The 24,236-nt window shown below is 51.4% G+C and carries 25 protein-coding genes; 12 read left to right on the top strand and 13 right to left on the bottom strand.

Annotated elements, in window-relative coordinates:
- Nucleotides 1-99: 99 nt before the first annotated feature.
- Nucleotides 100-1,074 (top strand): NAD(P)H-dependent flavin oxidoreductase, encoded by a 975-nt coding sequence (locus tag ABFZ83_RS00540; protein WP_411817482.1) that lies wholly within the window; start codon nt 100-102, stop codon nt 1,072-1,074.
- Here the strand turns inward: ABFZ83_RS00540 and ABFZ83_RS00535 are convergent.
- The 5 genes from ABFZ83_RS00535 to ABFZ83_RS00515 form a co-directional block, all read right to left on the bottom strand.
- Nucleotides 1,067-2,122: a hypothetical protein gene (locus tag ABFZ83_RS00535; RefSeq protein ID WP_411817481.1), complete on the bottom strand. Its 1,056-nt coding sequence runs from the start codon at nt 2,120-2,122 to the stop codon at nt 1,067-1,069. The two genes, ABFZ83_RS00540 and ABFZ83_RS00535, sit on opposite strands and share 8 nt — an antisense overlap.
- A 1-nt stretch (nt 2,123) precedes the next feature.
- Nucleotides 2,124-3,041 carry an SDR family NAD(P)-dependent oxidoreductase gene (locus ABFZ83_RS00530; RefSeq protein ID WP_411817480.1) on the bottom strand — a complete coding sequence of 306 codons (918 nt, stop codon included), beginning with the start codon at nt 3,039-3,041 and terminating at the stop codon, nt 2,124-2,126.
- Between the two features lie 63 nt (nt 3,042-3,104).
- Nucleotides 3,105-4,061 (bottom strand): winged helix-turn-helix transcriptional regulator, encoded by a 957-nt coding sequence (locus ABFZ83_RS00525; RefSeq protein WP_411817479.1) that lies wholly within the window; start codon nt 4,059-4,061, stop codon nt 3,105-3,107.
- Between the two features lie 68 nt (nt 4,062-4,129).
- Nucleotides 4,130-5,545, bottom strand: coding sequence for a spinster family MFS transporter (locus ABFZ83_RS00520; protein WP_411817478.1), 1,416 nt, complete (start codon nt 5,543-5,545; stop codon nt 4,130-4,132).
- Nucleotides 5,545-6,078 carry an SgcJ/EcaC family oxidoreductase gene (locus ABFZ83_RS00515; protein ID WP_411817477.1) on the bottom strand — a complete coding sequence of 178 codons (534 nt, stop codon included), beginning with the start codon at nt 6,076-6,078 and terminating at the stop codon, nt 5,545-5,547. Before ABFZ83_RS00515 ends, ABFZ83_RS00520 begins: the two co-directional genes overlap by 1 nt.
- A gap of 147 nt (nt 6,079-6,225) precedes the next feature.
- Here ABFZ83_RS00515 and ABFZ83_RS00510 point away from each other — a divergent pair, with 147 nt between their 5' ends.
- Nucleotides 6,226-7,431, top strand: coding sequence for an acetyl-CoA C-acyltransferase (locus ABFZ83_RS00510; protein ID WP_411817476.1), 1,206 nt, complete (start codon nt 6,226-6,228; stop codon nt 7,429-7,431).
- A gap of 16 nt (nt 7,432-7,447) precedes the next feature.
- On the opposite strand, the gene ABFZ83_RS00505 is transcribed toward ABFZ83_RS00510, so the two are convergent.
- Nucleotides 7,448-7,873: a nuclear transport factor 2 family protein gene (locus tag ABFZ83_RS00505; RefSeq protein ID WP_411817475.1), complete on the bottom strand. Its 426-nt coding sequence runs from the start codon at nt 7,871-7,873 to the stop codon at nt 7,448-7,450.
- A 234-nt stretch (nt 7,874-8,107) separates the two neighbouring features.
- Between ABFZ83_RS00505 and ABFZ83_RS00500 the strand changes: the two genes are divergently transcribed.
- Together ABFZ83_RS00500 and ABFZ83_RS00495 are read left to right on the top strand one after the other, a co-directional pair.
- Complete coding sequence (locus ABFZ83_RS00500) at nt 8,108-10,345, top strand: TonB-dependent receptor (protein WP_411817474.1); 2,238 nt, start codon at nt 8,108-8,110, stop codon at nt 10,343-10,345.
- Between the two features lie 219 nt (nt 10,346-10,564).
- Complete coding sequence (locus tag ABFZ83_RS00495; RefSeq protein WP_411817473.1) at nt 10,565-12,037, top strand: carotenoid oxygenase family protein; 1,473 nt, start codon at nt 10,565-10,567, stop codon at nt 12,035-12,037.
- A gap of 26 nt (nt 12,038-12,063) precedes the next feature.
- On the opposite strand, the gene ABFZ83_RS00490 is transcribed toward ABFZ83_RS00495, so the two are convergent.
- The 6 genes from ABFZ83_RS00490 to ABFZ83_RS00465 all read right to left on the bottom strand — a co-directional run bounded on the left by ABFZ83_RS00490 (nt 12,064) and on the right by ABFZ83_RS00465 (nt 18,209).
- Entirely contained in the window at nt 12,064-13,770 is a 1,707-nt protein-coding gene (locus tag ABFZ83_RS00490; RefSeq protein ID WP_411817472.1) for a class I adenylate-forming enzyme family protein, read from the bottom strand.
- A gap of 72 nt (nt 13,771-13,842) precedes the next feature.
- Nucleotides 13,843-14,640, bottom strand: coding sequence for a DUF1295 domain-containing protein (locus ABFZ83_RS00485; RefSeq protein ID WP_411817471.1), 798 nt, complete (start codon nt 14,638-14,640; stop codon nt 13,843-13,845).
- Between the two features lie 9 nt (nt 14,641-14,649).
- Complete coding sequence (locus ABFZ83_RS00480; RefSeq protein ID WP_411817470.1) at nt 14,650-15,408, bottom strand: SDR family oxidoreductase; 759 nt, start codon at nt 15,406-15,408, stop codon at nt 14,650-14,652.
- Nucleotides 15,409-15,412: 4 nt separating this feature from the next.
- Nucleotides 15,413-15,952, bottom strand: coding sequence for a nuclear transport factor 2 family protein (locus ABFZ83_RS00475; RefSeq protein ID WP_411817469.1), 540 nt, complete (start codon nt 15,950-15,952; stop codon nt 15,413-15,415).
- Between the two features lie 5 nt (nt 15,953-15,957).
- The gene (locus ABFZ83_RS00470) at nt 15,958-17,769 is read right to left on the bottom strand and encodes an AMP-binding protein (RefSeq protein WP_411817468.1); all 1,812 of its coding nucleotides are present in this window, start codon (nt 17,767-17,769) and stop codon (nt 15,958-15,960) included.
- Between the two features lie 11 nt (nt 17,770-17,780).
- A complete protein-coding gene (locus ABFZ83_RS00465) occupies nt 17,781-18,209 on the bottom strand; it encodes a nuclear transport factor 2 family protein (protein WP_411817467.1) in 429 nt (142 codons plus the stop codon).
- 441 nt (nt 18,210-18,650) lie between these two features.
- Here ABFZ83_RS00465 and ABFZ83_RS00460 point away from each other — a divergent pair, with 441 nt between their 5' ends.
- The 8 genes from ABFZ83_RS00460 to ureG are packed head-to-tail and all read left to right on the top strand — an operon-like array spanning nt 18,651 to nt 23,718.
- The gene (locus tag ABFZ83_RS00460; RefSeq protein ID WP_411817466.1) at nt 18,651-19,487 is read left to right on the top strand and encodes an urease accessory protein UreD; all 837 of its coding nucleotides are present in this window, start codon (nt 18,651-18,653) and stop codon (nt 19,485-19,487) included.
- A 12-nt stretch (nt 19,488-19,499) separates the two neighbouring features.
- Nucleotides 19,500-19,802: an urease subunit gamma gene (locus ABFZ83_RS00455; RefSeq protein WP_411817465.1), complete on the top strand. Its 303-nt coding sequence runs from the start codon at nt 19,500-19,502 to the stop codon at nt 19,800-19,802.
- A 17-nt stretch (nt 19,803-19,819) separates the two neighbouring features.
- Complete coding sequence (locus ABFZ83_RS00450; protein WP_411817464.1) at nt 19,820-19,990, top strand: hypothetical protein; 171 nt, start codon at nt 19,820-19,822, stop codon at nt 19,988-19,990.
- Nucleotides 19,987-20,292, top strand: coding sequence for an urease subunit beta (locus tag ABFZ83_RS00445; RefSeq protein ID WP_411817463.1), 306 nt, complete (start codon nt 19,987-19,989; stop codon nt 20,290-20,292). Before ABFZ83_RS00450 ends, ABFZ83_RS00445 begins: the two co-directional genes overlap by 4 nt.
- A 1-nt stretch (nt 20,293) precedes the next feature.
- Complete coding sequence (ureC, locus tag ABFZ83_RS00440) at nt 20,294-22,003, top strand: urease subunit alpha (RefSeq protein ID WP_411817462.1); 1,710 nt, start codon at nt 20,294-20,296, stop codon at nt 22,001-22,003.
- Nucleotide 22,004: 1 nt separating this feature from the next.
- Nucleotides 22,005-22,445 (top strand): urease accessory protein UreE, encoded by a 441-nt coding sequence (locus tag ABFZ83_RS00435; RefSeq protein ID WP_411817461.1) that lies wholly within the window; start codon nt 22,005-22,007, stop codon nt 22,443-22,445.
- Nucleotides 22,442-23,104 carry an urease accessory protein UreF gene (locus tag ABFZ83_RS00430; protein WP_411817460.1) on the top strand — a complete coding sequence of 221 codons (663 nt, stop codon included), beginning with the start codon at nt 22,442-22,444 and terminating at the stop codon, nt 23,102-23,104. The genes ABFZ83_RS00435 and ABFZ83_RS00430 overlap by 4 nt, the downstream gene beginning before the upstream one ends.
- Entirely contained in the window at nt 23,098-23,718 is a 621-nt protein-coding gene (gene ureG / locus ABFZ83_RS00425; RefSeq protein WP_411818852.1) for an urease accessory protein UreG, read from the top strand. Before ABFZ83_RS00430 ends, ureG begins: the two co-directional genes overlap by 7 nt.
- Nucleotides 23,719-23,726: 8 nt before the next feature.
- On the opposite strand, the gene ABFZ83_RS00420 is transcribed toward ureG, so the two are convergent.
- Complete coding sequence (locus ABFZ83_RS00420; RefSeq protein WP_411817459.1) at nt 23,727-24,215, bottom strand: MarR family winged helix-turn-helix transcriptional regulator; 489 nt, start codon at nt 24,213-24,215, stop codon at nt 23,727-23,729.
- Nucleotides 24,216-24,236 lie beyond the last annotated feature (21 nt).

Below are 24,236 nucleotides of genomic sequence, written 5' to 3'. Positions count from 1 at the left end.
AAATTCCGGGTCTGGTATTGCCACATAAAGTTTGGTATCCCTTTAGGTACGTTAATGCAAGTTACATATACATCTCAATAAATAGGGAAACCCAAGAACATGACGACCAAATCAAGAACATTACTATCCCGGTTCGAAGGCAGAGTAGCACTCCCTATTATTGTTGCGCCAATGTTTCTTGTCTCTGGGCCGGAACTTGTGCGCGCCGTCAGGCGTGAAGGCATCATTGGCTCGTTCCCCTTCCCGCTCGCGCGGACCCCGGAAATGCTCGAAGAGTGGCTGTCGGCAACCTTCACCGACACCGACGGGCTAGCCCCGTTCGCGGCGAATATGATCACCCATTCCTCTTATGATCGGCTATCCGCTGAAATTGAGATGCTGGAGAAGTATAAACCGGAAATCGTGATTACCGCCCTTGGCGGCCCGAAGCCAATTATCCCGACGGTTCACGGCTATGGCGGGCTGGTTTTCGCAGATGTGAATTCCGTCGAATATGCAAGAAAAGCCGCCGATGCAGGCGTTGATGGGCTTGTTCTTGTTAGCGCCGGTGCCGGTGGGCACACCGGCGAGATGGGTTCATTCGCCTTTGTATCGGCAGTTCGCGAGTTCTTTGATGGGATCATCGTATTGGGCGGCGGGATCAATACTGGCCGCGCCGTTCGCTCTGCTGAAATTCTAGGGGCAGATTTAGCCTATGTTGGGACACATTTTCTTGGTGCTGATGAAACGCTTGCGCATCCTGATTATCGGAAATTTGTCGTTGCGGCAGAATTCCGCGACCTCGTCGCATCAAGCGCGATTACCGGTGCAAATGCCTATTACCTGAAAGCGAGCCTAGAGCGCGCAGGCGTTGATTTAGATGCAGTTGCCGGCCGTGGACGCCCAGACTTTGCCGAGTCTCAAAAAGACATAAAGGCATGGCGCGACCTTTGGTCTGCGGGGCATGGCGTCGGTGCCGTCAGGGAAATTCGCCCAGCAAAGCAAATCATTGACGAGCTTAAAGCGGGATACGCACAAGCCATAGAGGAAAGCAAAACAACACCTTTATGGAATGCAGAATGGCCGACTAGCTAACCGGTTTTTGCCACGGCGTCGACGGCAGTGTCGCGACCGGTCCCGGCGCGGCATCGACCACAAACGGAATTGAATTTAACACGGAGCCCGCGACCGCCAATTGCTCGACGGATGTTCGTCCCTCAAATCCAGCCGGGGCTTCTAGACCGAGCGCTATATTGACGGTCGGTGTTCCATCTATCCTTATACGCCATAAATCGTCGGGGGATAGATCAAGATGGGCCGCGTTCATAACCCATGCAATCTCAAGATTGATGACAGGTGCTCCATCAACAACACCGCGCCAGCACCAGTCGAGATGACTGACGGTCCCCTTTTTGATTTCGCCTGCCGCAATCGTCAAATCCTCTTTCGCCGGTAACATCCGGTGGTCCCGCTCTATCGCATCAAGCGGCAGACACATTCGATCCGCTACGCAGGCCACCACTTCTTCGAACATGTCGTTTAACAACGCACCGGGTGCCCAATCATTCGCATTTGGATCGATCTCTCCGGGGACCGAGCCGAAACCTAAAAGATCGAAAACATATTCGGGACTGCGCATTTCATGACACAAAACCGTTTCCGATATTGTTACCTTCTCGACACCCAAACAAATTCCCGTTGCTGCCGTGGTTAGTTTTTCGGCAGCGAAGCCGGGATTGAGCCCCGCCCCCATGAAACTCGCATTGCCCTTTTTACCGGCTTCCGCAATCCGCTTTTGCCGACTCTCAGGCCAGTGCCCCGGAAATGTGTTCCCGTTTATAGAAATCACATTCATACCAGCCTCTAACAGTCGGCAGATGCCATCATCATGCCCATCATAAGGAGGCTGAAGTCTTGCTGCGTGAATTACAACGTCAGCGTCGAGAGAAAGAATTTCATCGATATTGTTTGTGGCTGTCACGCCGACCTTTTCGCGGCGAAGGATATCACCAGCATCCAAACCATTTTTTCGGTCACCATAGACGTAAACGCCAACAAGTTCGAGATCAGGGCGATCAACCACCCCGCGCAAACAGGTTTTTCCCATCGCGCCGGTAGCCCACTGAATTACTTTATAACCCATATCAATTCTCGCCCTGATTGTTCTTTTTCTGACTACGAATTATTTCGCTAAAAATATCACGGAAGGCCTCTTGCGCGCCGGGAAATGTCTTGATCTCTTCAAGCGACGACAACAGGTCGATATTTTCTATAAGCCACTCGGCGGTGTTTTCGCCTGCCCCACCAATGGTCTCAACACTTACTGCTCGTCGGTAATGACCACCGGCTGCCACCCATATCTGGCCCGTCATTGGGTTGTCTTTACTCGCCATCCATACAATTGCTGGCGCCGTATGTTCTGGCTTTGCATATTCGCTATCGGCACCAAAATCACCTTCTGTCATTTGCGTCACTGCGAATGGCGTCACTACATTAACGCCGATTCCATATCGCTTGAGCTCGTCACTCAAGGTCAACGCAAATGCCGTCAACGCACCTTTGGCACCCGCATAGGGGGACAATCCGCGTGCGCCATATAACCCGGCAGCCGACGATACGAACACCATCCGGCCAGAGCCTGACTCTTTTAGGTGGGGCAGCGCCGCTAATGCCAATTGCACATTCGCGATATAGTTGACTTCCAATACATTTCGGAAGTTTTCAATGTCATTGGTGCCAAACCATCCGACTTCACCAACGATACCAGCATTAAATACAACGACGTCGAGCCGTCCGAATGCCGTGATTGCCTTGTTGACGATGGTTTCTGATGCGTCAGCACTCGCGACGTCGGAATATTCCGCAACTGCCTCAACACCGGAGTTTCGCAGGTCTTCGACAATACGGTCAGCCGAGGACGGTTCGCCTTCACGCTTTCGGTTATTGACGACCAGCCGATACCCGCTCGCACCAAGCGCACGGGCATAAGCTGCACCGAGCCCTTTGCCCGCGCCGGTCACTATGGCGACCCGGCCTTTATCACTCGCAGCGTTTACGCCCATCGCTTCCGCCCGTTTAGCTGATTAGGCCAGTCTAATTCAGTCGGTACGATAATGAAAGCTAGGTTATGCTGATTTTTTTGCCGAACTTTTTGATTCTTCAATCTCGAATTCAACGTCCTGCGCAAGGATCGCTTCATGACAATGAGAGCACGCCACGATTGCATCGAGCGTCTTGTTACACGGCTTATGCGTCAATAAGAGCGGCGGCCCTTCGGGAGAAACATAATATTTATCCCCCCACTGAAGAAGCATCAGCAAAGCCGGATAGTAATCAAGGCCCTTCTCGCTTAGCCGATATTCATATCTTACGGGCACGTCGGAATATTGATGCTGTGTGATAATCTCTTTCTCGAGAAGCCATGCCAGACGTTCGGAAAGTATGTTGGTGGCAATTGCCGTATCTTTCCGAATCTCTTCGAAACGGCGCAAACCGGTAAAAATCGAGCGAAGGATTAAACCGGCCCAACGGTCGCCCATTAATTGCGCCGAATCTTCCATCAAAGAGGTTGCTTCGGCTTCGTCGCTTCCGACCTCGCGGTGCTGACGACGCCGGCTATATTTCGGGGCCATCAGGCCAACACCAGGGCCCTCTTTCCAGGTTACTTCACGGGCAAGCGCCGGCTCCTTGCAATGGCCGCACAGCGGGACAGGCTCAAAAATCTCGCCGCATGTCTTGTGGCGCAGCTTGATTTTAATTTTACCGACTTTCGTACCCCAATTGCGCTCCCACCGAAGTAGCATAAGCGCAGTCCAGTAAAGGTCCCGCCCCTTTTGCGTCGCTACATATTCGTAGCGGGGCGGGTTTTTATTATACAGGCGTTTTTCAAGAACATCGGCTGCAACCAGTCGCTTTAGACGATCGCTAAGTAAGGCCTTTAAAAGACCTGTCCGTCCACGAATTTCGTCAAACCGATGGGCACCTAGCCAAATCGATTCCAAGATCAGCAAAACCGAGGTATCGCCAATAACCTCTAATGCCCGCCAAATGGAACAGGTTCTTATTAGCTTTGGCTGTTTCATTATTTGCCTGCGTTTATAATCTTTTTTATCGCCTCTCCAATTGGTTTTAGTTTAATCTTTGGCGAAACTCAAACAACGCCTTCATCCGCCACAGCCGGACCGAGATTTGGCGCGTGCGCTGGTGATTTGACTGGCTCCGCAGGGATAGCCTCATCCGGTGTCCATCCCTTTAAGTGCCGCGCTGTATTGAGAAACAAACCAACAGCCACGACAAAACCGAGCCCGGCCACAATGGCCATCGCATAGCGGATACCCCCATCTTGAGGGAAGAAAACATCGCCAATCAGCGCCGTAGCCGTGGGACCGAACGCCATGCCAACAATGTTGACCACAAAAAGATACGCTGCCGATAATGTTGCACGCATCGTATTGGGTGAAATTTGCTGTAAGGCCGATACCGCCGCCCCGACGGGCGTCGTACAGGCGATGAAAAACACTATAAATAGAATAGTTGCACTAATCGGCCCGGGCATTAATGGAAACAAAAAGCCACCAATAATACCGCCTATACCAGCTACGGCAGAAACCATAATTCTTTGATGCGGCAGACCGCCAAGCTTGTCGCAAATCCATCCGCCGCCCAATAGACCAACGAACCCTGCAAACACCATCGCCCCGCCGGCGACATAGCCCGCATCCGCAAGCGCCATCCCATAGCTTCTCATATAGAGAACGGGCAACCACGACACCGCCGCAAAGACAGACAAGTTCACAAATCCGACCGCGAAAAATATTCCTGCGAGTACGGAGAAACGGCTTTTGACAAACTTGATCACATCGCTCATGGGCGCGGTTTCAACCGGCTTACCCGTTACTGAACGCCTGGCAGGCTCAGGTAAAATCGTAAAAATTACGGCAACCAAAAAGCCCGGCGCCCCCACGATCAGAAACGCTGCCTGCCAAGACCGGACCTCGCCTACGATCGGTAGGACAACATCGCCTGTACTCGCCACAAGAGAAATGACCGCAGCACCAATTATAAAAGCAAGACCAGCGCCGATCGCCGACCCTAATCCGTACACGCCCATAGCGAGCCCCAATCGATTTGGGGCAAAACTGTCCGTGATGATTGAATAGGCCGCGGGGGAAAGCGTCGCCTCACCTACGCCAACGCCCATGCGTGCAAGAAACAACTGCCAATAATGGCTCGCGAAACCACAAACCATCGTCATCAAGCTCCACAAGCTTATGCCAATCGAAATAATTTTCACCCGCGAAGAGCGGTCGATCAGCCTGCCAATAGGAATACCTGCGATCGTATAAAAGACCGCAAATGCCATTCCCTGCAACAGGCTGATCTCCGTATCGGAAATCTGCAAATCCGCTTTCATTGGCTCGACAAGCAAACCAATTATCATTCGATCAATGAACGAAAAAATATACGCAACAAACAATGCGGCGACAGTAAACCAGGCAATTAAGGGCTTTGGGTAGCTTAGGTTTCCAGAGTTATTTTTTTGCGGATTTTCGATTTCCGTACTCATTAACGAGCCTCAGAATCAAAATCGACGGCCACGCCCATTTCACGTAAAAGTTCCGCGCGGTCATAATATTCGCGCCAGACTTTTACCTTTCCGTCAACGATTTCGATGACTCCAGCAACGGGAACCTGACCAGAATGACCATTATAAACGAAATCGTCGACTCGCTCGATGAATACGACATCTCCGCCGACACCAATATTTTTAATGTGCAGCGTGATGGTCTCAAGCCCCTCACCCATATGGTTAATTCGTGCTCGGATTGATTCTTTACCGGTAATGGGTTCGATCATCATTGAATGAAGAACACCATCATCGGCGAAAAGATCAACGACCTTTTCCCAATCATTGTTATTCCACGCATCAACCATTTCCATGACAACAGCAATCTCTTCTTCGCCCGCACCGGCTTTTTCGCTGGCGCTGGCTTTTGGCGCGGGGTCTGCGCTATCGGCCGCAGAACAGCCCGCAAGCGCAAACGCGGCGACGATTGACAGCCCGAAAGCGCGCGTTGATTGCCGTATTTCTATGTTCATTATGTTCCCTCCTTGCTAGGTATGACAATGCAAGCTATACGATAGAGAAAGCCTCGAGCGGTCAAGCCCTCTTTTTCAGGCTTATAATTGTCTGGGGGAATTGCTGCGGGTGCACACAAAAAATCTAAAAGGCTGGACGCGGATCTAATGGAAGTTTTTGTTTACGATGCGGTTCGAAGCCCGCGAGGGCGCGGGCGCGCTGATGGGTCAATGGCGGAAGTCAGGCCACCGATCTTGGTGAGTCAGTTGATCGACGGATTACGCCAACGCAATGCAGGCGCGCTTGTCGATAAGATTGATTCATTCACCTTGAGCTGCGTGACGCAAATTGGCGCGCAGGGCGGGCATATTGCCGTTGCGTCTAAATTATTATCCGACCTGCCTTCAAATGTTGCTCCGCTATCGATCAATAATTTCTGCGTTGGTGGATTGAGTGCAATTGCTGCGGGCGCGCGCCGAATATTAAGTGGCGAGAACGAACTCGTCATCAGCGGCGGCGTCGAATCCATGTCGCAGGTCGGCTTTCTTACCGATGAAGCCAACTTTTATACGGATATGACGCTTGCGGACCGAATGGGCTGGGCACCGGTTGGCGTCGGGGCTGACTTACTGGCCAATGTAGAGGGAATATCCGCTGCAGATATGGATTTTTTCACCCTTCGCTCCAATCAATTAGCGGCGAAGGCATGGGCGGAAAAACGATTCGATAATCGTGTTTTAGCAATCAAAAATGACGACGGCTCTATTGCGCTCGATCACGACGAAAACATCCGCGACCATGGTGATGGCTCAAAACTGAGCAGCCTTGAGCCCGTATTCCAATCGATGGGCGAAGCCGGGTTTGACGACATTATTTTGTCAAAAATGCCCGATTTATCTAGCTTAGAGCACCGTCACTCGATCGCCCATTGCCCGCCGATCGCGGATGGTGCGGGTCTTGCCCTGCTCGGAACACAAGGAGCTGGCGAATCGCTGGGTATCAAACCGATTGCGAAAATTATCGCTTTTGCCGAGACAGCCGATAGTCCCCTCTTGCAGCTTACCGCAGGGTTTCGCGCAATGGATGCCGTTTTGAAAAAAGCGAATATGCAATTATCGGATATGGACGCGATTGAGTTTATGGAAGCCTTTGCGGTGACGCCGGTTAAATTCATGCGTGATTATGAACCGGATCTTGATCGGGTAAATGTCAATGGCGGCCATTTAGCTATGGGGCACCCGATGGGCGCAACGGGCGCAATTTTATTTGGTGCACTTCTCGATTCGCTTGACCATCTTGACGGTGAAATCGGTCTGGTTGTCACGACTGGCGGCGTCGGTGTTGGTGCCGCCGCCATTGTTCAACGCCTATAGATTGCAACGCCGTTAATTATTGACGTGTGTCGTGATCGAAATCGCCGGAAACGCCCATTTCTTTCAGGAGTTCTGAGCGGTCGTAATATTCGCGCCATTCGCTGATGAGGCCATCATCATTGTACGAAATAACACCGACGACCGGCAAATTTCCTTCGTGCCCGTTAAAAACAAATCGGTCCACCCGTTCGATATAAACACGACCGTCAATCACGCCGATATGCTCGATATCCAACAGGATTTGATCGATCCCCGCCCCCATCGCTGCGATTCGATTATATATTTCCTCGCGGCCCTTTACTGGCGCAACCATCATTGAATGCAGCACACCATCTTCCGCAAACAGATCACCCACTTTGCGCCAATCCTTGTCGCGCCACGCATCCGCCATCGTCCGCGCCGCACGCAGCTTTTCCTCGTTAGATAGGCCAATTCCTGCCATTTTTAGCATTTCCTCTCATAATCGTTTGATTTTAAACACAAATTTCTTGTCGTAGCCGCTAATTATGCGTACTGTTACGCAAGCATTTTTGGATCTACCTGTTGCTTATATGTCAAGCTTCAACACTCAATGCAGCTTGGGTCAAGAACTAACATTGACAAAACCGCCGCTCTTATCATTAACTTGCGTAATCGGACCCACTAGGGTCAAAAAATAATATACAGGGTAGGAATTATGATCGGCAAACCACACGCTAAAATGGCGCTTTTGCAAGCCACCGCGTTGGCAACACTGCTCTCCGGTGCAGCTCACGCGCAGAGCGAATCTCAAGCAGCGGAAACCAATACGCGAGCCGGGCTCGATACAATTGTTATTACGGCGCGTAAGGTTGAAGAAAACCTTCAAGATGTTCCTATCGCGGTTACCGCGCTGGGTGGTGAACAGCTCAAAGAAAGCCAAATCACCGACCTCTCACAAATTGCCGGTCGCGTGCCCAGCTTCACCTATCAATCCCAAAACAGCATGGAGTCAGAGATCTTCATTCGCGGGGTTGGCTCTGTTCGTCTGAATGGCGCAACCGCTGACGCATCGGTTGGTACATTCATTGACGAGATTTACATTGGCCGTCGCGGCTCGGCGACGCCACCGATTTTTGACCTTGAACGCCTTGAGGTTCTTCGCGGTCCACAAGGAACGCTATTCGGTAAAAACGTTGTTGGCGGTGCCCTCAGCCTTGTGACGGCGAAACCGCAATTCGAATTTGGCGGCGGCGGTTATGTTTCTTATGGAAACTACAACACCATTCACGCAAGCGGACACGTAACCGGTCCTATTACCGAGAATGTTGCTCTGCGTTTGGCTCTCTATCAAAACCGTCATGATGGATACGCAGAAAATATTGTCCGCAATGAAGAGCTCGAAGATCTCGAATCATATGCAGGCCGGATTTCGCTCTTGTGGAACCTCAATGACAATATGACGCTCAATCTTAGTGCTGACGCCAGCACCGAAGAAGGCGGCGGCCCGTCACGCCATTCGGTCGACAATCCATTCGTGCCCGGCTTTGGTCCAGTATCACCGAACCTCATTTCGCAGGATCCACGTACGAACGAATCTCCTTACGAACAGTATGCGCGCAAGGAAACCGCTGGTATTACCGCTCGTTTTGAGTGGGATATGGGTCCGGTGACCGCGACTTATCTCGGCGCATTCCGCAAGGGTGACGGCGATGCGCGCTGGACACAGGCTGGCGCTGGTGCTCCTCCCTCGCTGACGGACTCCACCCTCACCCAGCTTGAGCGTCACACTGGCATTACGCAGGAAATTCGCTTTGCCTCTGCGCAAGATCAGCGCTTCCGTTGGTTGGCTGGCCTTTACTATCTCGACGATAATACGCGGCGCCAATCGCGAAATACTGCGATCTCGTTCCTCCCCGGCGGTGCAGGTAGTACCCGCGATATTCTCGACGGCGACAACGAATTCTTCCAAGTCGGCGTATCGAAGAACTATGCGGCGTTCGGTGAAGTCGCCTACGACATCACTGATGACCTGACCATTACCGCAGGTGGCCGCTACACGATCGACAAAAAGACTTGGGATATCGAAGTTGTAGAATACAGCCTCGGCCCGGATGGCATGGACAACATTTTCTCTACCGCTCCGGTTCAGGGTGAATACCAAGTCTCTACCGATGACAAATGGTCCGAGTTTACGCCAAAGGTCACATTGGATTGGCGCTTCGCTGACGGAAAAATTGCTTACCTCTCCGCTGCGAAAGGCTTTAAGGGTGGCGGCTGGCAAGGCGGCGCAGCAAACGCAACAGCGGCAGAGACCCCTTACTCACCGGAAACCGCGTGGACCTATGAAGCGGGTTTGAAAACCGACCTGTTCGACAACCGGGTTCGTTTCAACCTTGCTGCATTCTACACGGACTTCAAAGACCTTCAGGTTGAGCTATTGGACGACGTCAATCTCGTCCTTGTTGTTGCCAACGCTGCAGACGCGACGATCAAGGGTGTCGAAGCCGAATTCCAAGGCAAGCCCCACGACTATATAACGATCTTCGCTTCTGGCTCTTATCTTGATGCCGAATACAAAAACTATATCGATCCGCTGCGCGGCATCGATTATAGCGGCAATCAAATTCAGCGTACGCCAGAATATCAGTTTAATGTCGGCGGTAATTTTGAAATGCCGATTTCAAACAACGTCAATTTTGTTGCGAATGCTGATTACGGCTATCAGGCGAAAATGTTCTACGGCCCAGACAACACAAATCTCGAGCCAGGTTACGGCCTTCTCGATCTTCGTGCTGGAATCGCGGCACCTGACGGTTCTTGGTCGTTGCAGTTCTATGGACGTAACATGACCGACAAGCTCTATCGCGTCAGCATTATTCCGTTTGCGGGCGACGAGTTCTCTGCATTTGGCGCACCAAGAACATATGGCGTTAAATTCGCGACTAGCTTCTAACCACAATATACAGGCAAGCCTTTCGTTGCTTTCAAATATTCCTTCTCCCAATGAATTTGAAAGTAACGAAAGCGCGTTTACGGCAAATCGGATCCCAACCCGATTTGCCGTATTTTTTATCCGAACGAGCGACAATTCGAACTGCGATTACTCCTTTAATCCGCATCACAACAATATTATTATCCAAGTAACGACTAGTAAAAACGCAGGAGCGCTTGAATGAAAGTCAACAAACTCCCACCCGTCAAAAGCTCTTTGCAGCCGAATAATCACCCTTATTTGAACGGTGCCTGGACACCCCTTCATGAAGAGGTGGATGCAGAGGACCTCGAAATTATCGAAGGCAGCATTCCGACCGATATTGATGGCATTTACGTTCGTAATACGGAAAACCAAATCCATCAGCCGCTCGGACGGCATCACCCCTTTGATGCTGATGGTATGCTCCATTATATGAGCTTTAGCGGCGGCAAGGCATCATACAAAAATCGTTTCGTTCGGACACGGTGCTTTCACGCAGAGCAAGAGGCAAATTCTTCACTATGGGGTGGCCTCGCGGACCCAACCTCTCTCGCAAAGCGCCCCGGCTTCGGCGCGCAAGGTGCGTTGAAGGATTCCTCCAGCACCGATGTCGTCGTTCATAATGGCAAGATAATCTCAACCTTCTATCAGTGCGGCGAAGCCTATGTGCTTGATGCCGAAACAATGGAACAAGAAGGCGTCGCGCCTTGGGGACCATTGGACGGCGTTTCCGCCCATTGCAAAGTTGACGAAAGCAATGGCGAACTGCTGTTTTTCAATTACTCGAAATATGCACCCTATATGCATTACGGTGTGGTCGATCGCCATGGGATGCTCATTCATTATACGCCCGTCCCCCTACCGGGGCCGCGCCTGCCGCACGACATGGCATTCTCAAAGAACTACGCGATCCTGAATGACCTGCCGGTTTTCTGGGACGAAGATCTTCTCAAGCGCGATATTCACGCTGTGCGCGCGCATGATCTTCCTTCGCGGTTTGCCGTTATACCGCGTTACGGATCGGAAAAAGATATCCGCTGGTTCGAAGCGAAACCTTGTTATGTTCTTCATTTCATGAACGCCTATGAAGAAGGCGACGAAGTTATCATGGACGGCTACTTCCAGCGCGAGCCAACCCCTGAACCGCTAAAGGATGGCCCACGCGGATATGAGCAAATGATGGCCTATATCGATGAGCATAGTTTCCGTCCGGAACTTCATCGCTGGCGTTTCAATATGAAGACAGGTGAAACCATCGAGGAAACGCTTGATGATCGTGTCGTCGAATTCGGCATGATCAACCAGAACTATGCCGCCAAGCCCTATCGTTATGTATACAGCACGACAACAAAACCCGGCTGGTTTTTGTTTAACGGCTATATCAAACACGATCTTAAAACAGGCGAGTCACAAACATTCGAACTCCCTGAAGGCGTTTATGCGAGTGAGTCGCCCTTTGCGCCGAAAATCGGTGGCGTCGACGAGGACGATGGCTATCTCGTCAGTTTCCTCATTGATGAAAATCGCGGTAAATCCGAATGCGTATTGCTAGACGCAAAGAATATCTCGGCAGGGCCTGTCGTGCGCATTGCCCTACCCCATAAAATCTCTAGCGGCACACATTCTTGCTGGGCCGATAGAGATTTCATTAAAAATGGCGTTAAAGCCTAAGATAAAAAATGGAGCGTGAATTAAATTCACGCTCCTCTTTGTTCGAGCACTTTTGACAATAGCTCTTTGCGCAGAACTTTATTCATTGGATTGCGCGGCAACGCATCAATGACCTCGATACTCTCAGGCAGTTTGAACACGGCGACGCCGCGATCTTTCAACCATTGCGCCAGTTCTTTGATGTCAGGAACATCATCCCCTTTTGGCACGACTGCCGCACACATCCGCTCACCCAACGCATCATCAGGAAGCCCAACAACGGCCGCCTCAACAAAGGAGGGGTGACCAGCGAGCAAGTCATCGATTTCCGCCGGCGAAATATTCATACCGCCACGAACGATGATGTCTTTGCACCGCCCAACAAAGCGATAAAAGCGAGGGTTTTCACCCTCCCCCGCGATTTCGAAGAGATCGCCCGTGCAATAATAGCCTTCATCATCGAAAGCATTTTTGGTTATTTCCGGCAGTTTGTAATAACCGGTAAATATATGCGCGCCCTGGAAACGTAGTTCGCCCGGAATACCGGTTTCGGTTACCTCTTCATTCGTATCCGGATCTACCAGCCGGGTTCTGACCATCGAGGCCACTTCCCCCTGCCAATCCAGACCATCGACACCAAAACGCGGGAAATAGCGCGCACGTTCTTCATGATCAGGCACAGCACGCTGGTTACTGAACAGCGTTGCCCCTTCGTTTGAACCGTAGAGGTTACAAATTTCGATGCCAAACTTTTTCGAAAAGCCTTCGATGGTCCAAGGGGACAATGGCGCTGACCCCGAACCAATGGCACGCACTGATGAAAGGTCTACGGTTTTCAGCAACTCGTCGGATTTCAAAATTGCCGTCAAAATTGCCGGTGCTGCAATCGTATAATTGACGCGCTCTTCAGCAATCTGGTTCAAAAATACAGCCAAATCGAATGGATGATGAAGAACCATCGTCCCGCAGCGCCAAAGCCACGGCATCACCATCCCGAAAGACGCAATATTCACTAGCGGAAACGGATTAAGAAGGGTCTCTCCCTCCCGCAAATCCGCAAGTTCGGTGACCATACGGGCATTCACGATCCAAAGATTGTGATCCCGTGGCACTCCTTTTGGCCGTGCTTCGGTTCCCGATGTCCAAAAGATCGTAAACACTTCAGCCGGATCAATTGGATTATTCGCTCTGTAAGCGATGGCTTTTTCAGGATCGGCTTCTTTTACCTCTTTGTCGGTATCGATTGCACCTTCCGGCGCGTTTCCGCCCAAGACAAAAACTTTTGACTCGCGTCCCTGCCAATCCAGATCAAGCGCCATTTTTGCATGTTCATGCTTGGCAAACTTGGCGACCGTTATAATCGCTTTCGGCTCGACGATGCCCAGAATGTAATCTAATTCATGCTTTCGATAGGGCATGACCACGGGGCTTATGATGAGGCCAATGCGCGCCGCCGCCAGCGCCACAATCACTGTCTCAATCGTGTTCGGTAATTGATAGGTAATTATATCGTCTTTGACCAAACCATTCGCAAGGAACGTCGCGGCCATACGGTCTACTTCGTCACCGAGTTCCGCCCATGTCAGACGCCGCGGCTTGCACCCATCCATAGTCTCGCGGTTTGATGGATCAATCAGCGCCATTTGATCCGGTTTGGATTGACGGTTCCGTTGCAGCAGATCATCAACGGTTAAATCACCCCACCAACCCTTTTCGGTATATTCTTTTACACGCTCTTTGGGAGTTAGAAACATCGGTCAATCCTCTTGAAAACGGTATCTAGAAAAATGGGCCACAGCGATTTTGCCGGGCCCAGTTTATCACATTCAAGCCTTTTTAGGCGGGAGTGGGAAAAACTCTGAGGTTCGCTCGATATACTCAATATATCCGGGCTTGGTTTTTCTCATCCGATACTCAAGCGTTGGCGTTCCGCTCCATTTCATCAATATATAGGTCAGCAAAATTGGACCGAAAATTGACACCGCGCCAATCATTGTTTCAGCGGCAACAAGGTATATGCCCCACCAAACGCAGGCTTCACCAAAATAATTTGGATGCCGGGACCATGCCCACAATCCGGTACTCAGGACTTTTCCGGCATTATCCGGATTTTTGCGAAATGCCGTAAGCTGATAATCGGCAATTGATTCAAACAGAATACCAAAAATTGCGAGCGCTGCGCCTGCATAGGCCAGCCAACCCAGCGCAACAGGTTCGGTGGCAATTTGGCCGAGCTGTACTGGCAAGGCAACGGCGAACTGCAAGGGAGCCTGTGTCACAAAAACCAATAAGAGAGAGGCTTTTGCGTATCCCCAGCCGCGTTGTTCTTTCGCTTTTTCCATCATTCGAACATAGCGTCGGTCAGGACCATGATCGCGCCAGCGCCAGAAGAGATATCCGCCCAAGCGAAGCGCCCACGCAACGCAGAGACCCATTAATAGCCAACGTCTTGGGGTATGTTCAGGGAACTGAAAGAAGGTGGAGATCGCCAAAATCCCCATGCCGAACGCCCAGTATGAATCGACGATAGTCACGTCTTTTAGCTTAAGACAGATTGCCCATAGCGTCAGAAATACCGCAACAACAACCGCGATATTAACCGCGAGAACCTGAATGATTTCCATTTTACGCCCCTATCGCCCCGTTGAAATTTGATCAGCGTCCAGCATTCGTGCCATGGCACGCTCGACCGCTTTTGGATCACGCGCAAGATTTGCGCGAAGCTCCACAGCCATACGGTCCGTATCGACCTCATCGATGCTGTGTTTAATCGCCCGCAAACCCACTTTCGCAATGTCAGAGGGCTGCTCCTTCAGGCCGGCCACATGGGCCGCCATACGCGTATCGACAGAACCGACAATTAGCGAACTCACATGCGTATTCTGCTTTGCGAGTTCAGCACGAATGCAAGTGGACGCGGCTCTGGCGGCAAATTTTGATGGGCTATATCCGCCCATTGCGGGAACCGCAGCCAAACCACCACCAGACAACACATTTACGATTGCGCCGCCGCCATTCTCTTTTAGGATCGGCGCGAAGGCCCGGCACATATTGAGAAGGCCAAAATAATTTACATTCATTTCATCGGTCGCGGCGGAAATATCTTCCGCGCCAATCAAGCGCTTATTATGAAATACGCCTGCATTGTTCACGACAACAGAAACGTCTTTGCATTTATCCGCCGCCGCTTCAATTTGCTCTGGTTTTGAAACATCAAGTTCAACCGCGACGACCCGCTCGGGGTCTTCTTTGACAAGATGATCAGCATTGGAAAGCGTCCGCGTTCCGACATAGACACGCTTAGCCCCTGCCGCCAAAAATGCCTGAACAAATGCCTCACCGATTCCGCGATTGCCGCCCGTTACAATGGCGACTGAATCTATTACATCCATTATCTTACCCCTTCGATGAGTAAACCAGATCTTCTGGCTTTTTCTTGCCACGGATTAATTTCGAAGGATCATCCGTAATTAATCCACGCCCCCAGGTTTCGGCAAATGGCATGTCATTGTTCCATTCCCAAACCAGTTGACGCTTGGCAATCTTCCACACGCCATCACGGCGCTCAAACGCATCGATCGCACGAGCCAACGTTAAACTATCGAACTTTTCATCGTCTTTCTTCATTCGCGAATAGGCGAGAATGTAAGATTCGACATGCGCCTTATCGCCATCCAACTCGATAATAACATTTGTGCAAAGATGATTCATGATTTTGGCGTGTGGCAATTGCTTGTCCATCAACTCAACATAGGCTTCCGCCGGCCCCATATAGAGGCCCCCATGCTCTTCGATGGCATCGGGATGATATGCAGCTGCAATCAGATCAGTGTCTGCACGGTCAGCACCACGCAAATAAAGATTTAGCACATCTGTAATTTCTTGCTTATCAAGCAAGGCCTGAATCGCAGGGTCTCGGTCTGTTGTTTGGGTCATATTCCTCACTCGACAATAATGATTTCTTCGTCTGGCTTCTCTGCGAAAAGCCTGTCTACATCGGCGGTTCGGCGATCGATGACAGCGCGGCGATTGACCGTCCCTTTATCAGACATTTCATGCGCATTCGGATCAGGCGGGTCAGTCAATACAAGCGCCCGCATGATGCGCGATGCGCCGCCGCGCTGGGTCTCGTTGAACGCGCGTAAACGGTCACGCAGGCTTTCTGGCGACACCTCACGGTTAGTCCATAATAACATCGCCAGATAGGGGCGGTTTTCGTCACACAGAACAACGTCCATAACATCCGGCGCAAGCGCCTTCAGGAGTTTGTCACGAAGCGCGCCGCCATAGACCCAACCCCCGCTAGAGAGTTTGAATTCTTCAACTGCGCGACCCGCAAAGGCTAGTCCCTTTTCGGGTCTATCTTCATCATGAAATACCGCGAGATCGCCGGTAATATAATAGCCCTCTTCATCAAAGGCGCTTGCTGTTTTCTCTGGCTCGTCCAGATATCCAGCGGTAACATTCGGACCTTTGACACGTAGCTCATAACGGTCCCCTTGCGGAACAAGTTTTATTTTTGAGCCGGGCGTCGGAAGGCCAATCCCAACATCATCCGTCTCAAAATGAATGAGCATGAATGCGGAAACCGTTTCGGTTGCACCGTAACCACTCGTAAACATGATGCGGTGTCCGGTCTCACGAACTGCAGCCTGTTGAATACGGTCATAAACCGGCTGCGACAGACCTGCGCCCCCATAAAGCATAAGGCGCATACGCGAATAGAACGTTTTTGAAAGCTCTGGGTCCGCCTCAATCGCGTCGGCGAGCATTCCGTATCCCAAAGGCACGTTATTATAGTAGGAAACCGGGATTTCGCGCAGGTTCCGAAGCGACTCTTTGAAAAGTGCCGGCGTTGGCTTGCCGTCATCAATATAGAGCGTACCGCCCTCCAAGAGCACCGCACGCATGACAAACGCGCCAGCAGCGTGATGCCACGGCAACCAGTCGAGCATGACATCATCCCAGCCGGCTGCCTCGCCGACAGTTTGCATGCATTGCGCGCTGTTTGCCGCAAGATTGTCGAAGGTAATCACAACAAGCTTGGGCAAACCGGTCGACCCTGACGTCAACATATAAGCGGCGGTGTCCGTCGCTTTCAGCGCATTAATTGATTGCGCCACTGCATCGGTCGGTTCCGTTTTTAATATATCACGATACGCAACCGCCGGCTTTTCTAATCCATCTGGTTCGCCGGTAACGATAACAGCGTCACCAAGATCAAGGGCATCAAGCGCGGAAGCCGTCGCTTTTGTATTCTCGGTAAATATTATGCCCGGTTTGATTTTGCTTATGACATGTTTCAATCGCCCGAAATCACCGCCCAATGCGCCATAGACCAGACTGACGGGGCAGACGGGAATTCCCGCCGACCATGCCGCAAAGGTTATGACCGAAAAGGAAGGAGTATTGTCTGACATCAACAACAACGGACGGCCCTTGGGCGCATTGTCCAGCAGCCATTGCGCTGCCGCATCGACGTTACTTTTTAACTCCCGATAGCTGGTAGCCTGCCATTCGCCGGTCCCGATGGCGGTACGCTTTACGAGCGCAGCAGCATCGCCCATTTCCTCAGCCTTCTTAGCGAAATCGGCCGGAATATTGGCTTCATAATCCCTTAGCGGGATACGAGATTGAACATACACACAGCCGTCGTCCTTACGTTCAACCTCAAGATCGACGGGCAGAAGCTTTGCGTCACGGACTGGCGCTGACCGGTAATCAACGCTCGGATCGGTTTTCAGATTTTTCATGTCAGGACCTTTTAGGCTTTTGGCCGGTCTAACATTGCCTCAACATATTCGGATACGGGCTCGCCTGCCAGCTGCTGCTCTTGCAGGCGCCCATCAAAATATTCGCGCCAATGCTTAACCACATCGCCTTCAAATTCGAGAACACCGGCGTAAGGGACGGCGATGCGGATGCCATCCTTGCGGATAAACTCATCGGCCCCTTCCATCCAGACCGTATCACCAACCTCGGCCCAGCCATAAAGACACCATTTTGATTCTTCGATCTGGTCTTTCATGCGCTCCAGCGCACGGCGCATCGCTTCTCGGCCCTTTAGCGGCTTGCGAAAACCGCCAGAATTGTTCCAGGTGACATCCTCGTGCAAATGCTTGACTAGGCCTTCAACGTCCTGACGCGCCCAGGCGTCAATGATCGCACGTAGAGTGTTGATATGTTTGGACATTTATTCCCTCACCTTGTTGCGGCCAAAGCTCACGCGGGCATTTTTTACCCGCGCGGCCACGACTCCCTTAGTTGGTTCGGTTATACAAGCTTCTATCGGTCAGGGCAATGGGATTGTACAGCAGATGCGAAATTGAACTTGGTAAACGGCACGCAGTGCGTAATCCGGACAGGCGATCAGACGCATACGAACTAGCACCGCGTGGCATCACCATCGCCCCATCAATCTACCGACCAACGCAAGGCAGAAACCTGCAATTCCGAGCTCCTGAGCGGATTATTCCAACCCTGAGGTAGATCACGCCTGAGCCGGGGTGGTAAACTTCAAGTGCGTATTACAGTGATCCCAGGCGGCCCCGGAACCTTTATTCTCAACGCACAATTTCTTGTCATACCGCATCAAAAAATTGCCGATCCCGATTAATCGCGCCTATGATTTATTATGCAGTGCGATACGAAACTTGAGCGAACTTATGGAAGCGGTGAGTTATTTGCTCAGTACACGGGCGTAAAAACATCCATAGCCAAGCTTTCTCAGGATGGCGCTGCCAAAATTCGCTTCCCCCAGCAGTTCGCGCAAGAACCGCTATCGAGCATCTTGATTAATACGGCCGGCGGCATGACCAGCGGCGACAAATTGAACTGGACGGCACGCGCACAAGAAGATTCGTCGTTAACCCTATCCACGCAAGCTTGTGAAAAAATCTATCGCGGCAATGGTGGTGCTGCGGAAATTTCTATCCATCTGACAGCCGAAAAAAACGCGCAGCTCTATTGGCTGCCGCAGGAAACAATTCTCTACGATCACAGCCACCTTAAACGGACGCTGACGCTTGACGTTCATAGCGGCGCTCGGGCACTGATCACAGAAGCCTTTATTTTAGGCCGACAAGCCTTTGGCGAAACGCGCCCCATCGCGCGGCTTGATGATAAGTGGCGAATTTATTCTGGCGGCGATTTAATCCACGCAGAACAAATAAAAATAAACACAGCGCATAATAATTGGTTTGAGAATGCAGCAACCGCCAATAGTCATACGGCCTTTGCGACACTCCTATTTGTTGGGGAGAATCTGCACGACCATTTTGCGCAGCTACAATCGAAAATAAACGCTGAAAGAACTTTCTCTGCCCACTGTTCTGCGTGGACGATCGGCAATTGCGATAAGTTTTGTGCGCGGATCGCCGCAAGCGACGGCTATCAATTACGGAAAATTCTCACGCCACTTGTGACCTTACTATCGGGCGAAGATCGCCCTCCCGCTTTATGGCTTACCTAGGAGTTTGCACGAATGCACTTACTACCCCGCGAGAAAGACAAGCTGCTAATTTCCGTCGCTGCGATGGTTGCGCGGCGCAGATTAGAGCGCGGTGTAAAACTTAACCACCCAGAAGCAATTGCCCTTATTACAGATTTCGTGATCGAGGGCGCGCGCGACGGCAAAACCGTTGCCGTTCTAATGAAAGAAGGTGGCGAGGTCATTCGTCGCGACCAGGTCATGGAAGGGATCGCAGAAATGATTCCCGAAGTTCAAGTCGAGGCAACATTCCCCGACGGGGTAAAACTCGTCACCGTACATAATCCCATCAGATAATCAGGAGAAAAAAGAAAATGATGCGTACACTTATGGTAATGATGGTAGCAGCATCGACGACACCGGCATTTGCGCACGCTGAACCCATACCCCATATGCATCCGGGTGTCGCCCTACTTGGCCTCACCGCTCTCGCGATCGGTGCAGCAGTATTCGCGCATCGCGCCCATGGACGCCGTAAAAAATGATTCCAGGTGAAATCATACCGGCCGAAGGCGACATCACGTTGAATGCAGATAGAGAACCAATCACGCTAAAGGTTTCGAACACCGGGGACCGCCCCATTCAGGTTGGATCCCATTATCATTTCAATGAAACCAATCCGGCGCTGGCGTTTGATCGCGAGAAAGCGCGCGGTATGCGCCTGAATATACCTGCAGGAACCGCTGTTCGGTTCGAACCGGGCCAAAGCCGCGATGTTTCGCTCATTCCATTCGCAGGCTCGCGCCGTGTTATTGGATTTAGAAAAGGCGTAATGGGAGCGCTGTAACATGTCACTGAAAATAGATCGCCGTTCCTATGCGCATATGTTTGGCCCAACTACCGGCGACAAGGTACGGCTGGCAGACACCGAACTATTCATAGAAGTTGAAAAAGATTTCACTCAGTATGGTGAGGAGGTCAAATTTGGTGGCGGTAAAGTTATTCGTGACGGCATGGGCCAAAGCCAGATTGCGCGCGATGAAGGCGCTGTCGATACGGTCATTACGAATGCGCTTATCCTCGACCATACAGGCATATATAAGGCTGATATTGGTATAAAAGATGGACTGATTTTTGCCATTGGCAAGGCAGGCAATCCGGATACCCAGCCCGGCGTCGATATTATCATAGGGCCCGGTACAGAAATCATAGCGGGCGAAACGCGCATCATAACCGCAGGCGGCATTGACGCGCATATTCATTTTATTTGTCCGCAACAAATTGAAGAAGCCTTGATGAGCGGGATCACGACCATGCTCGGCGGCGGCACAGGCCCCGCTCATGGAACCCTTGCGACAACCTGCACGCCCGGCCCTTGGCATATTCACCGCATGATCGAAGCGGCCGATGCATTTCCCATGAATCTAGGTTTCGCGGGGAAAGGAAACGCGTCGGAACCTGCCGCGCTCGAAGAGATGATCCGGGCCGGTGCTGTTGCGCTTAAGCTTCACGAGGATTGGGGAACCACCCCGGCGGCGATTGATTGCTGCTTGTCCGTCGCCGATCAATATGACGTTCAGACAATGATCCATACCGACACGCTAAACGAGTCTGGTTTTGTCGAATCCACTATCGACGCCATTGCGGGCCGAACGATACATGCATTTCACACCGAAGGCGCAGGCGGCGGTCATGCCCCGGACATTATAAAAGTCTGTGGCCTTGAAAACATTCTACCGTCTTCAACAAACCCCACACGGCCCTATACGATCAATACGATTGATGAACATCTGGATATGTTGATGGTATGTCATCATCTCGACCCATCAATTCCGGAAGATATTGCATTCGCGGAAAGCCGCATCCGAAAGGAAACTATTGCGGCCGAGGATATTCTGCATGACCTCGGTGCGTTCTCGATTATTGCCTCCGATAGTCAAGCTATGGGCCGCGTCGGAGAGATGATCATTCGAACATGGCAGACTGCGGATAAAATGAAACGACAGCGAGGCGCACTCGCCGACGAAAAAGGTGATAATGATAACCTTCGTGCACGTCGTTACATTGCAAAATACACAATCAATCCGGCAATCGCGCATGGTATTGCGGACCATGTTGGCAGTATTGAGGTTGGAAAGCGCGCTGATCTTGTCATGTGGTCACCGGCGTTTTTTGGCACAAAACCCGAAATGATCATTATCGGCGGCACCATCGCCGCCGCGCCAATGGGCGATCCGAATGCGTCAATTCCAACACCGCAACCTGTTCATATGCGACCGATGTTTGGCGCGTATGGAAAGTCATTGACGAATTCATCAGTTACTTTCGTCTCGATAGCGGCAATTGATGACGATCTAGCTAGCAAACTGGATGTTGCCAAATCATTCGTCGCCGTTTCAAACACACGCAATATCGGCAAAAAGAATCTCGTCCTGAACGACGCGCTGCCCGATATAGAAGTCGATCCTGAAACTTATGAAGTCCGTTGCGACGGCACCTTAATCACCTGCGAGCCCGCGGACATCGTGCCCATGGCCCAACGATATTTTCTGTACTGATATGCGCGCAATCAAAATCATCTCCCCACCCTTTAAAGCGATCGATACAATTACGCTTGATGAACAAGGGCGTATGCGCCGGCGTTTCCAATTCAATACCGATAGCGGAATGTCATTCACGCTAGACCTTCCCACCAGTCGGTTAATCCGGCATGGTCAAGGGCTCGAGCTTGAGGACGGACGGGTTATTGAAGTGCGCGCTAAACCAGAGCCACTTTACGAATTGACAACCGCAGACCGCCAATCCTTTGCCGCACTGGCATGGCAGTTGGGCAACCGACACCTCCAAGCACAAATTTTCGAAGACCGAATTCTAATTCGCCGCGACCACGTCATCAAAGAGATGGTTATTGGTCTCGGCGCAAAAGTCACTGAGGTCGAAGCGCCTTTCGATCCGCAAACCGGTGCCTATGACCACCATCATAGCCATTCCCATTCATGACAATTGAACGATGCACAAATTCTACGGCTCTGGTGCGGTTGGCAACCTGGTTGTCGCCCGCTTTTCCGACTGGCGCGTTTAGCTATTCCAGCGGGCTGGAAACCGCCTATGCGGACGGCGTCATCAAAACCCAATCCGATCTTCAAGCCTGGATTAGTTGGTCTCTTACGGCGGGATCGATCTGGAATGATTTAATTCTATGTGCTGCCGCCCATCGGCAAAATGAGACAATTGCGGATCTATGCGAATTGGGATGCGCATTAGCGCCGAGCAAAGAACGCTTTTCAGAGACGATTGAACAAGGCTCGGCCTTCATCAAAGCTGCCGCACCGTGGGTAAACAAAATAGAGCCACAAGAAACTTGTCCGTTGCCTATTGCGGTCGGCATGACGGCGCGTGCATCGGAAATTCCGGTTGATATGCTGATGCCGGTCTTTGCGCAGGCCCAAACAAGTAACCTTGTGCAAGCGGCGATGCGTATGGGCAATCTGGGCCAGCACCAAGGCGTCGAGATTTTGGCCTCTCTTGAAGAGACACAAATTTCGACCGCGAATAAAGCAGTAACAGCCACTCTAGATGACCTAGGCACAGCAACTTTATTTGCTGATCTATTGACCCTTAAACATGAAACGACTGAACCGAGGATTTTTCGATCATGAGTAATAACGGCCCCTTTCGCATTGGAATTGGCGGACCGGTCGGCACCGGAAAAACAACATTGACCTCCGTTTTGTGCCGGGCTTTACGCGATCAATATTCAATCGGTGTGATTACAAACGACATCTACACCCGTGAGGATGCAGAGGCGCTTGTGCGCTTGCAGGCACTCTCCGCCGATCGAATTTACGGTGTGGAAACTGGCGGCTGTCCGCATACGGCAATTCGTGAAGACGCATCGATTAATTTGCGCGCGATTGACGAGTTAAATGCTCGCCACAATGACCTTGATGTGATTTTCATCGAGTCAGGCGGCGACAATCTAGCCGCTACTTTCTCGCCACAGCTCGTTGATCTGACCTTATATGTGATTTCCGTTTGTCAGGGCGGCGATATTCCGCGCAAGGGCGGCCCAGCAATTACCAGATCCGACCTTTTAATCATCAATAAAGCCGATCTGGCCCCGCATGTGGGTGTTGACCTCACAGAGATGGAAAATGATGCCCGCAATTCACGCGGCGAAAATCCATTTGTTTTCACCGACCTCTTAAGAAGCGAAGGCGTGAAAACTATTACGGATTTCATCGAAAACCACGGTGCATTACGCCCGCACTAGGTTGCCAATTATTTTGACGGCTGACCGATTGCGCCAACATCAAGAACCGGTGCGGCGTCTAGCTCATCCGCGTCGAGCAACATCGCCGTCCGTTCAAGCGCCGCGACGAGGAAAGACTTTTCCCAATCGTCCATTTTATTAAAGCCACTTTCAAAGCGCTGCTGAAGGATGCTTGGCGCGCTTTCTAAAATCGCGTTGCCTTCGTCGGTCAACGCAACACTAATCCGTCGACGATCACAGGCATCGGGCCGACGGATGACCAAGCCACGCTGTTGTAATTTATCAAGTAACGCCGAGACTGTCGCTTGGCTCAGTGAAACGGAACGTGCGAGCGCCGTCGGCGTCGCTGGCCCTCCCTTCGCAATGACCTCCATCAGGATTAATTGCGATGGCGTCAGGCTACATTGCTTCGCCAAGGCACGTGAGCTTATTTCCGTCGCGCGCAAAATCTGGCGTAACGCAATTAAAGCGTGATCTAATCTATTGTTCGTTTCCATAACGCTGCCCAAGGAAAGAAA

The organism is Hyphococcus formosus (assembly GCF_046736345.1).
GTDB classification, from domain to species: Bacteria; Pseudomonadota; Alphaproteobacteria; order Caulobacterales; family Parvularculaceae; genus Hyphococcus; species Hyphococcus formosus.
Note: the sequence above shows the minus strand (reverse complement) of the source record. Positions and strands in the feature narration are given on the sequence as shown.

What these genes read in the sequence shown, in the direction of transcription:
- ABFZ83_RS00540 (WP_411817482.1), top strand. Translation starts at nt 100, where the DNA reads ATGACGACCAAATCAAGAACATTACTATCCCGGTTCGAAGGCAGAGTA.
- ABFZ83_RS00535 (WP_411817481.1), bottom strand. Translation starts at nt 2,122, where the DNA reads ATGGGTTATAAAGTAATTCAGTGGGCTACCGGCGCGATGGGAAAAACC.
- ABFZ83_RS00530 (WP_411817480.1), bottom strand. Translation starts at nt 3,041, where the DNA reads ATGGGCGTAAACGCTGCGAGTGATAAAGGCCGGGTCGCCATAGTGACC.
- ABFZ83_RS00525 (WP_411817479.1), bottom strand. Translation starts at nt 4,061, where the DNA reads ATGAAACAGCCAAAGCTAATAAGAACCTGTTCCATTTGGCGGGCATTA.
- ABFZ83_RS00520 (WP_411817478.1), bottom strand. Translation starts at nt 5,545, where the DNA reads ATGAGTACGGAAATCGAAAATCCGCAAAAAAATAACTCTGGAAACCTA.
- ABFZ83_RS00515 (WP_411817477.1), bottom strand. Translation starts at nt 6,078, where the DNA reads ATGAACATAGAAATACGGCAATCAACGCGCGCTTTCGGGCTGTCAATC.
- ABFZ83_RS00510 (WP_411817476.1), top strand. Translation starts at nt 6,226, where the DNA reads ATGGAAGTTTTTGTTTACGATGCGGTTCGAAGCCCGCGAGGGCGCGGG.
- ABFZ83_RS00505 (WP_411817475.1), bottom strand. Translation starts at nt 7,873, where the DNA reads ATGGCAGGAATTGGCCTATCTAACGAGGAAAAGCTGCGTGCGGCGCGG.
- ABFZ83_RS00500 (WP_411817474.1), top strand. Translation starts at nt 8,108, where the DNA reads ATGATCGGCAAACCACACGCTAAAATGGCGCTTTTGCAAGCCACCGCG.
- ABFZ83_RS00495 (WP_411817473.1), top strand. Translation starts at nt 10,565, where the DNA reads ATGAAAGTCAACAAACTCCCACCCGTCAAAAGCTCTTTGCAGCCGAAT.
- ABFZ83_RS00490 (WP_411817472.1), bottom strand. Translation starts at nt 13,770, where the DNA reads ATGTTTCTAACTCCCAAAGAGCGTGTAAAAGAATATACCGAAAAGGGT.
- ABFZ83_RS00485 (WP_411817471.1), bottom strand. Translation starts at nt 14,640, where the DNA reads ATGGAAATCATTCAGGTTCTCGCGGTTAATATCGCGGTTGTTGTTGCG.
- ABFZ83_RS00480 (WP_411817470.1), bottom strand. Translation starts at nt 15,408, where the DNA reads ATGGATGTAATAGATTCAGTCGCCATTGTAACGGGCGGCAATCGCGGA.
- ABFZ83_RS00475 (WP_411817469.1), bottom strand. Translation starts at nt 15,952, where the DNA reads ATGACCCAAACAACAGACCGAGACCCTGCGATTCAGGCCTTGCTTGAT.
- ABFZ83_RS00470 (WP_411817468.1), bottom strand. Translation starts at nt 17,769, where the DNA reads ATGAAAAATCTGAAAACCGATCCGAGCGTTGATTACCGGTCAGCGCCA.
- ABFZ83_RS00465 (WP_411817467.1), bottom strand. Translation starts at nt 18,209, where the DNA reads ATGTCCAAACATATCAACACTCTACGTGCGATCATTGACGCCTGGGCG.
- ABFZ83_RS00460 (WP_411817466.1), top strand. Translation starts at nt 18,651, where the DNA reads ATGCAGTGCGATACGAAACTTGAGCGAACTTATGGAAGCGGTGAGTTA.
- ABFZ83_RS00455 (WP_411817465.1), top strand. Translation starts at nt 19,500, where the DNA reads ATGCACTTACTACCCCGCGAGAAAGACAAGCTGCTAATTTCCGTCGCT.
- ABFZ83_RS00450 (WP_411817464.1), top strand. Translation starts at nt 19,820, where the DNA reads ATGATGCGTACACTTATGGTAATGATGGTAGCAGCATCGACGACACCG.
- ABFZ83_RS00445 (WP_411817463.1), top strand. Translation starts at nt 19,987, where the DNA reads ATGATTCCAGGTGAAATCATACCGGCCGAAGGCGACATCACGTTGAAT.
- ureC (WP_411817462.1), top strand. Translation starts at nt 20,294, where the DNA reads ATGTCACTGAAAATAGATCGCCGTTCCTATGCGCATATGTTTGGCCCA.
- ABFZ83_RS00435 (WP_411817461.1), top strand. Translation starts at nt 22,005, where the DNA reads ATGCGCGCAATCAAAATCATCTCCCCACCCTTTAAAGCGATCGATACA.
- ABFZ83_RS00430 (WP_411817460.1), top strand. Translation starts at nt 22,442, where the DNA reads ATGACAATTGAACGATGCACAAATTCTACGGCTCTGGTGCGGTTGGCA.
- ABFZ83_RS00420 (WP_411817459.1), bottom strand. Translation starts at nt 24,215, where the DNA reads ATGGAAACGAACAATAGATTAGATCACGCTTTAATTGCGTTACGCCAG.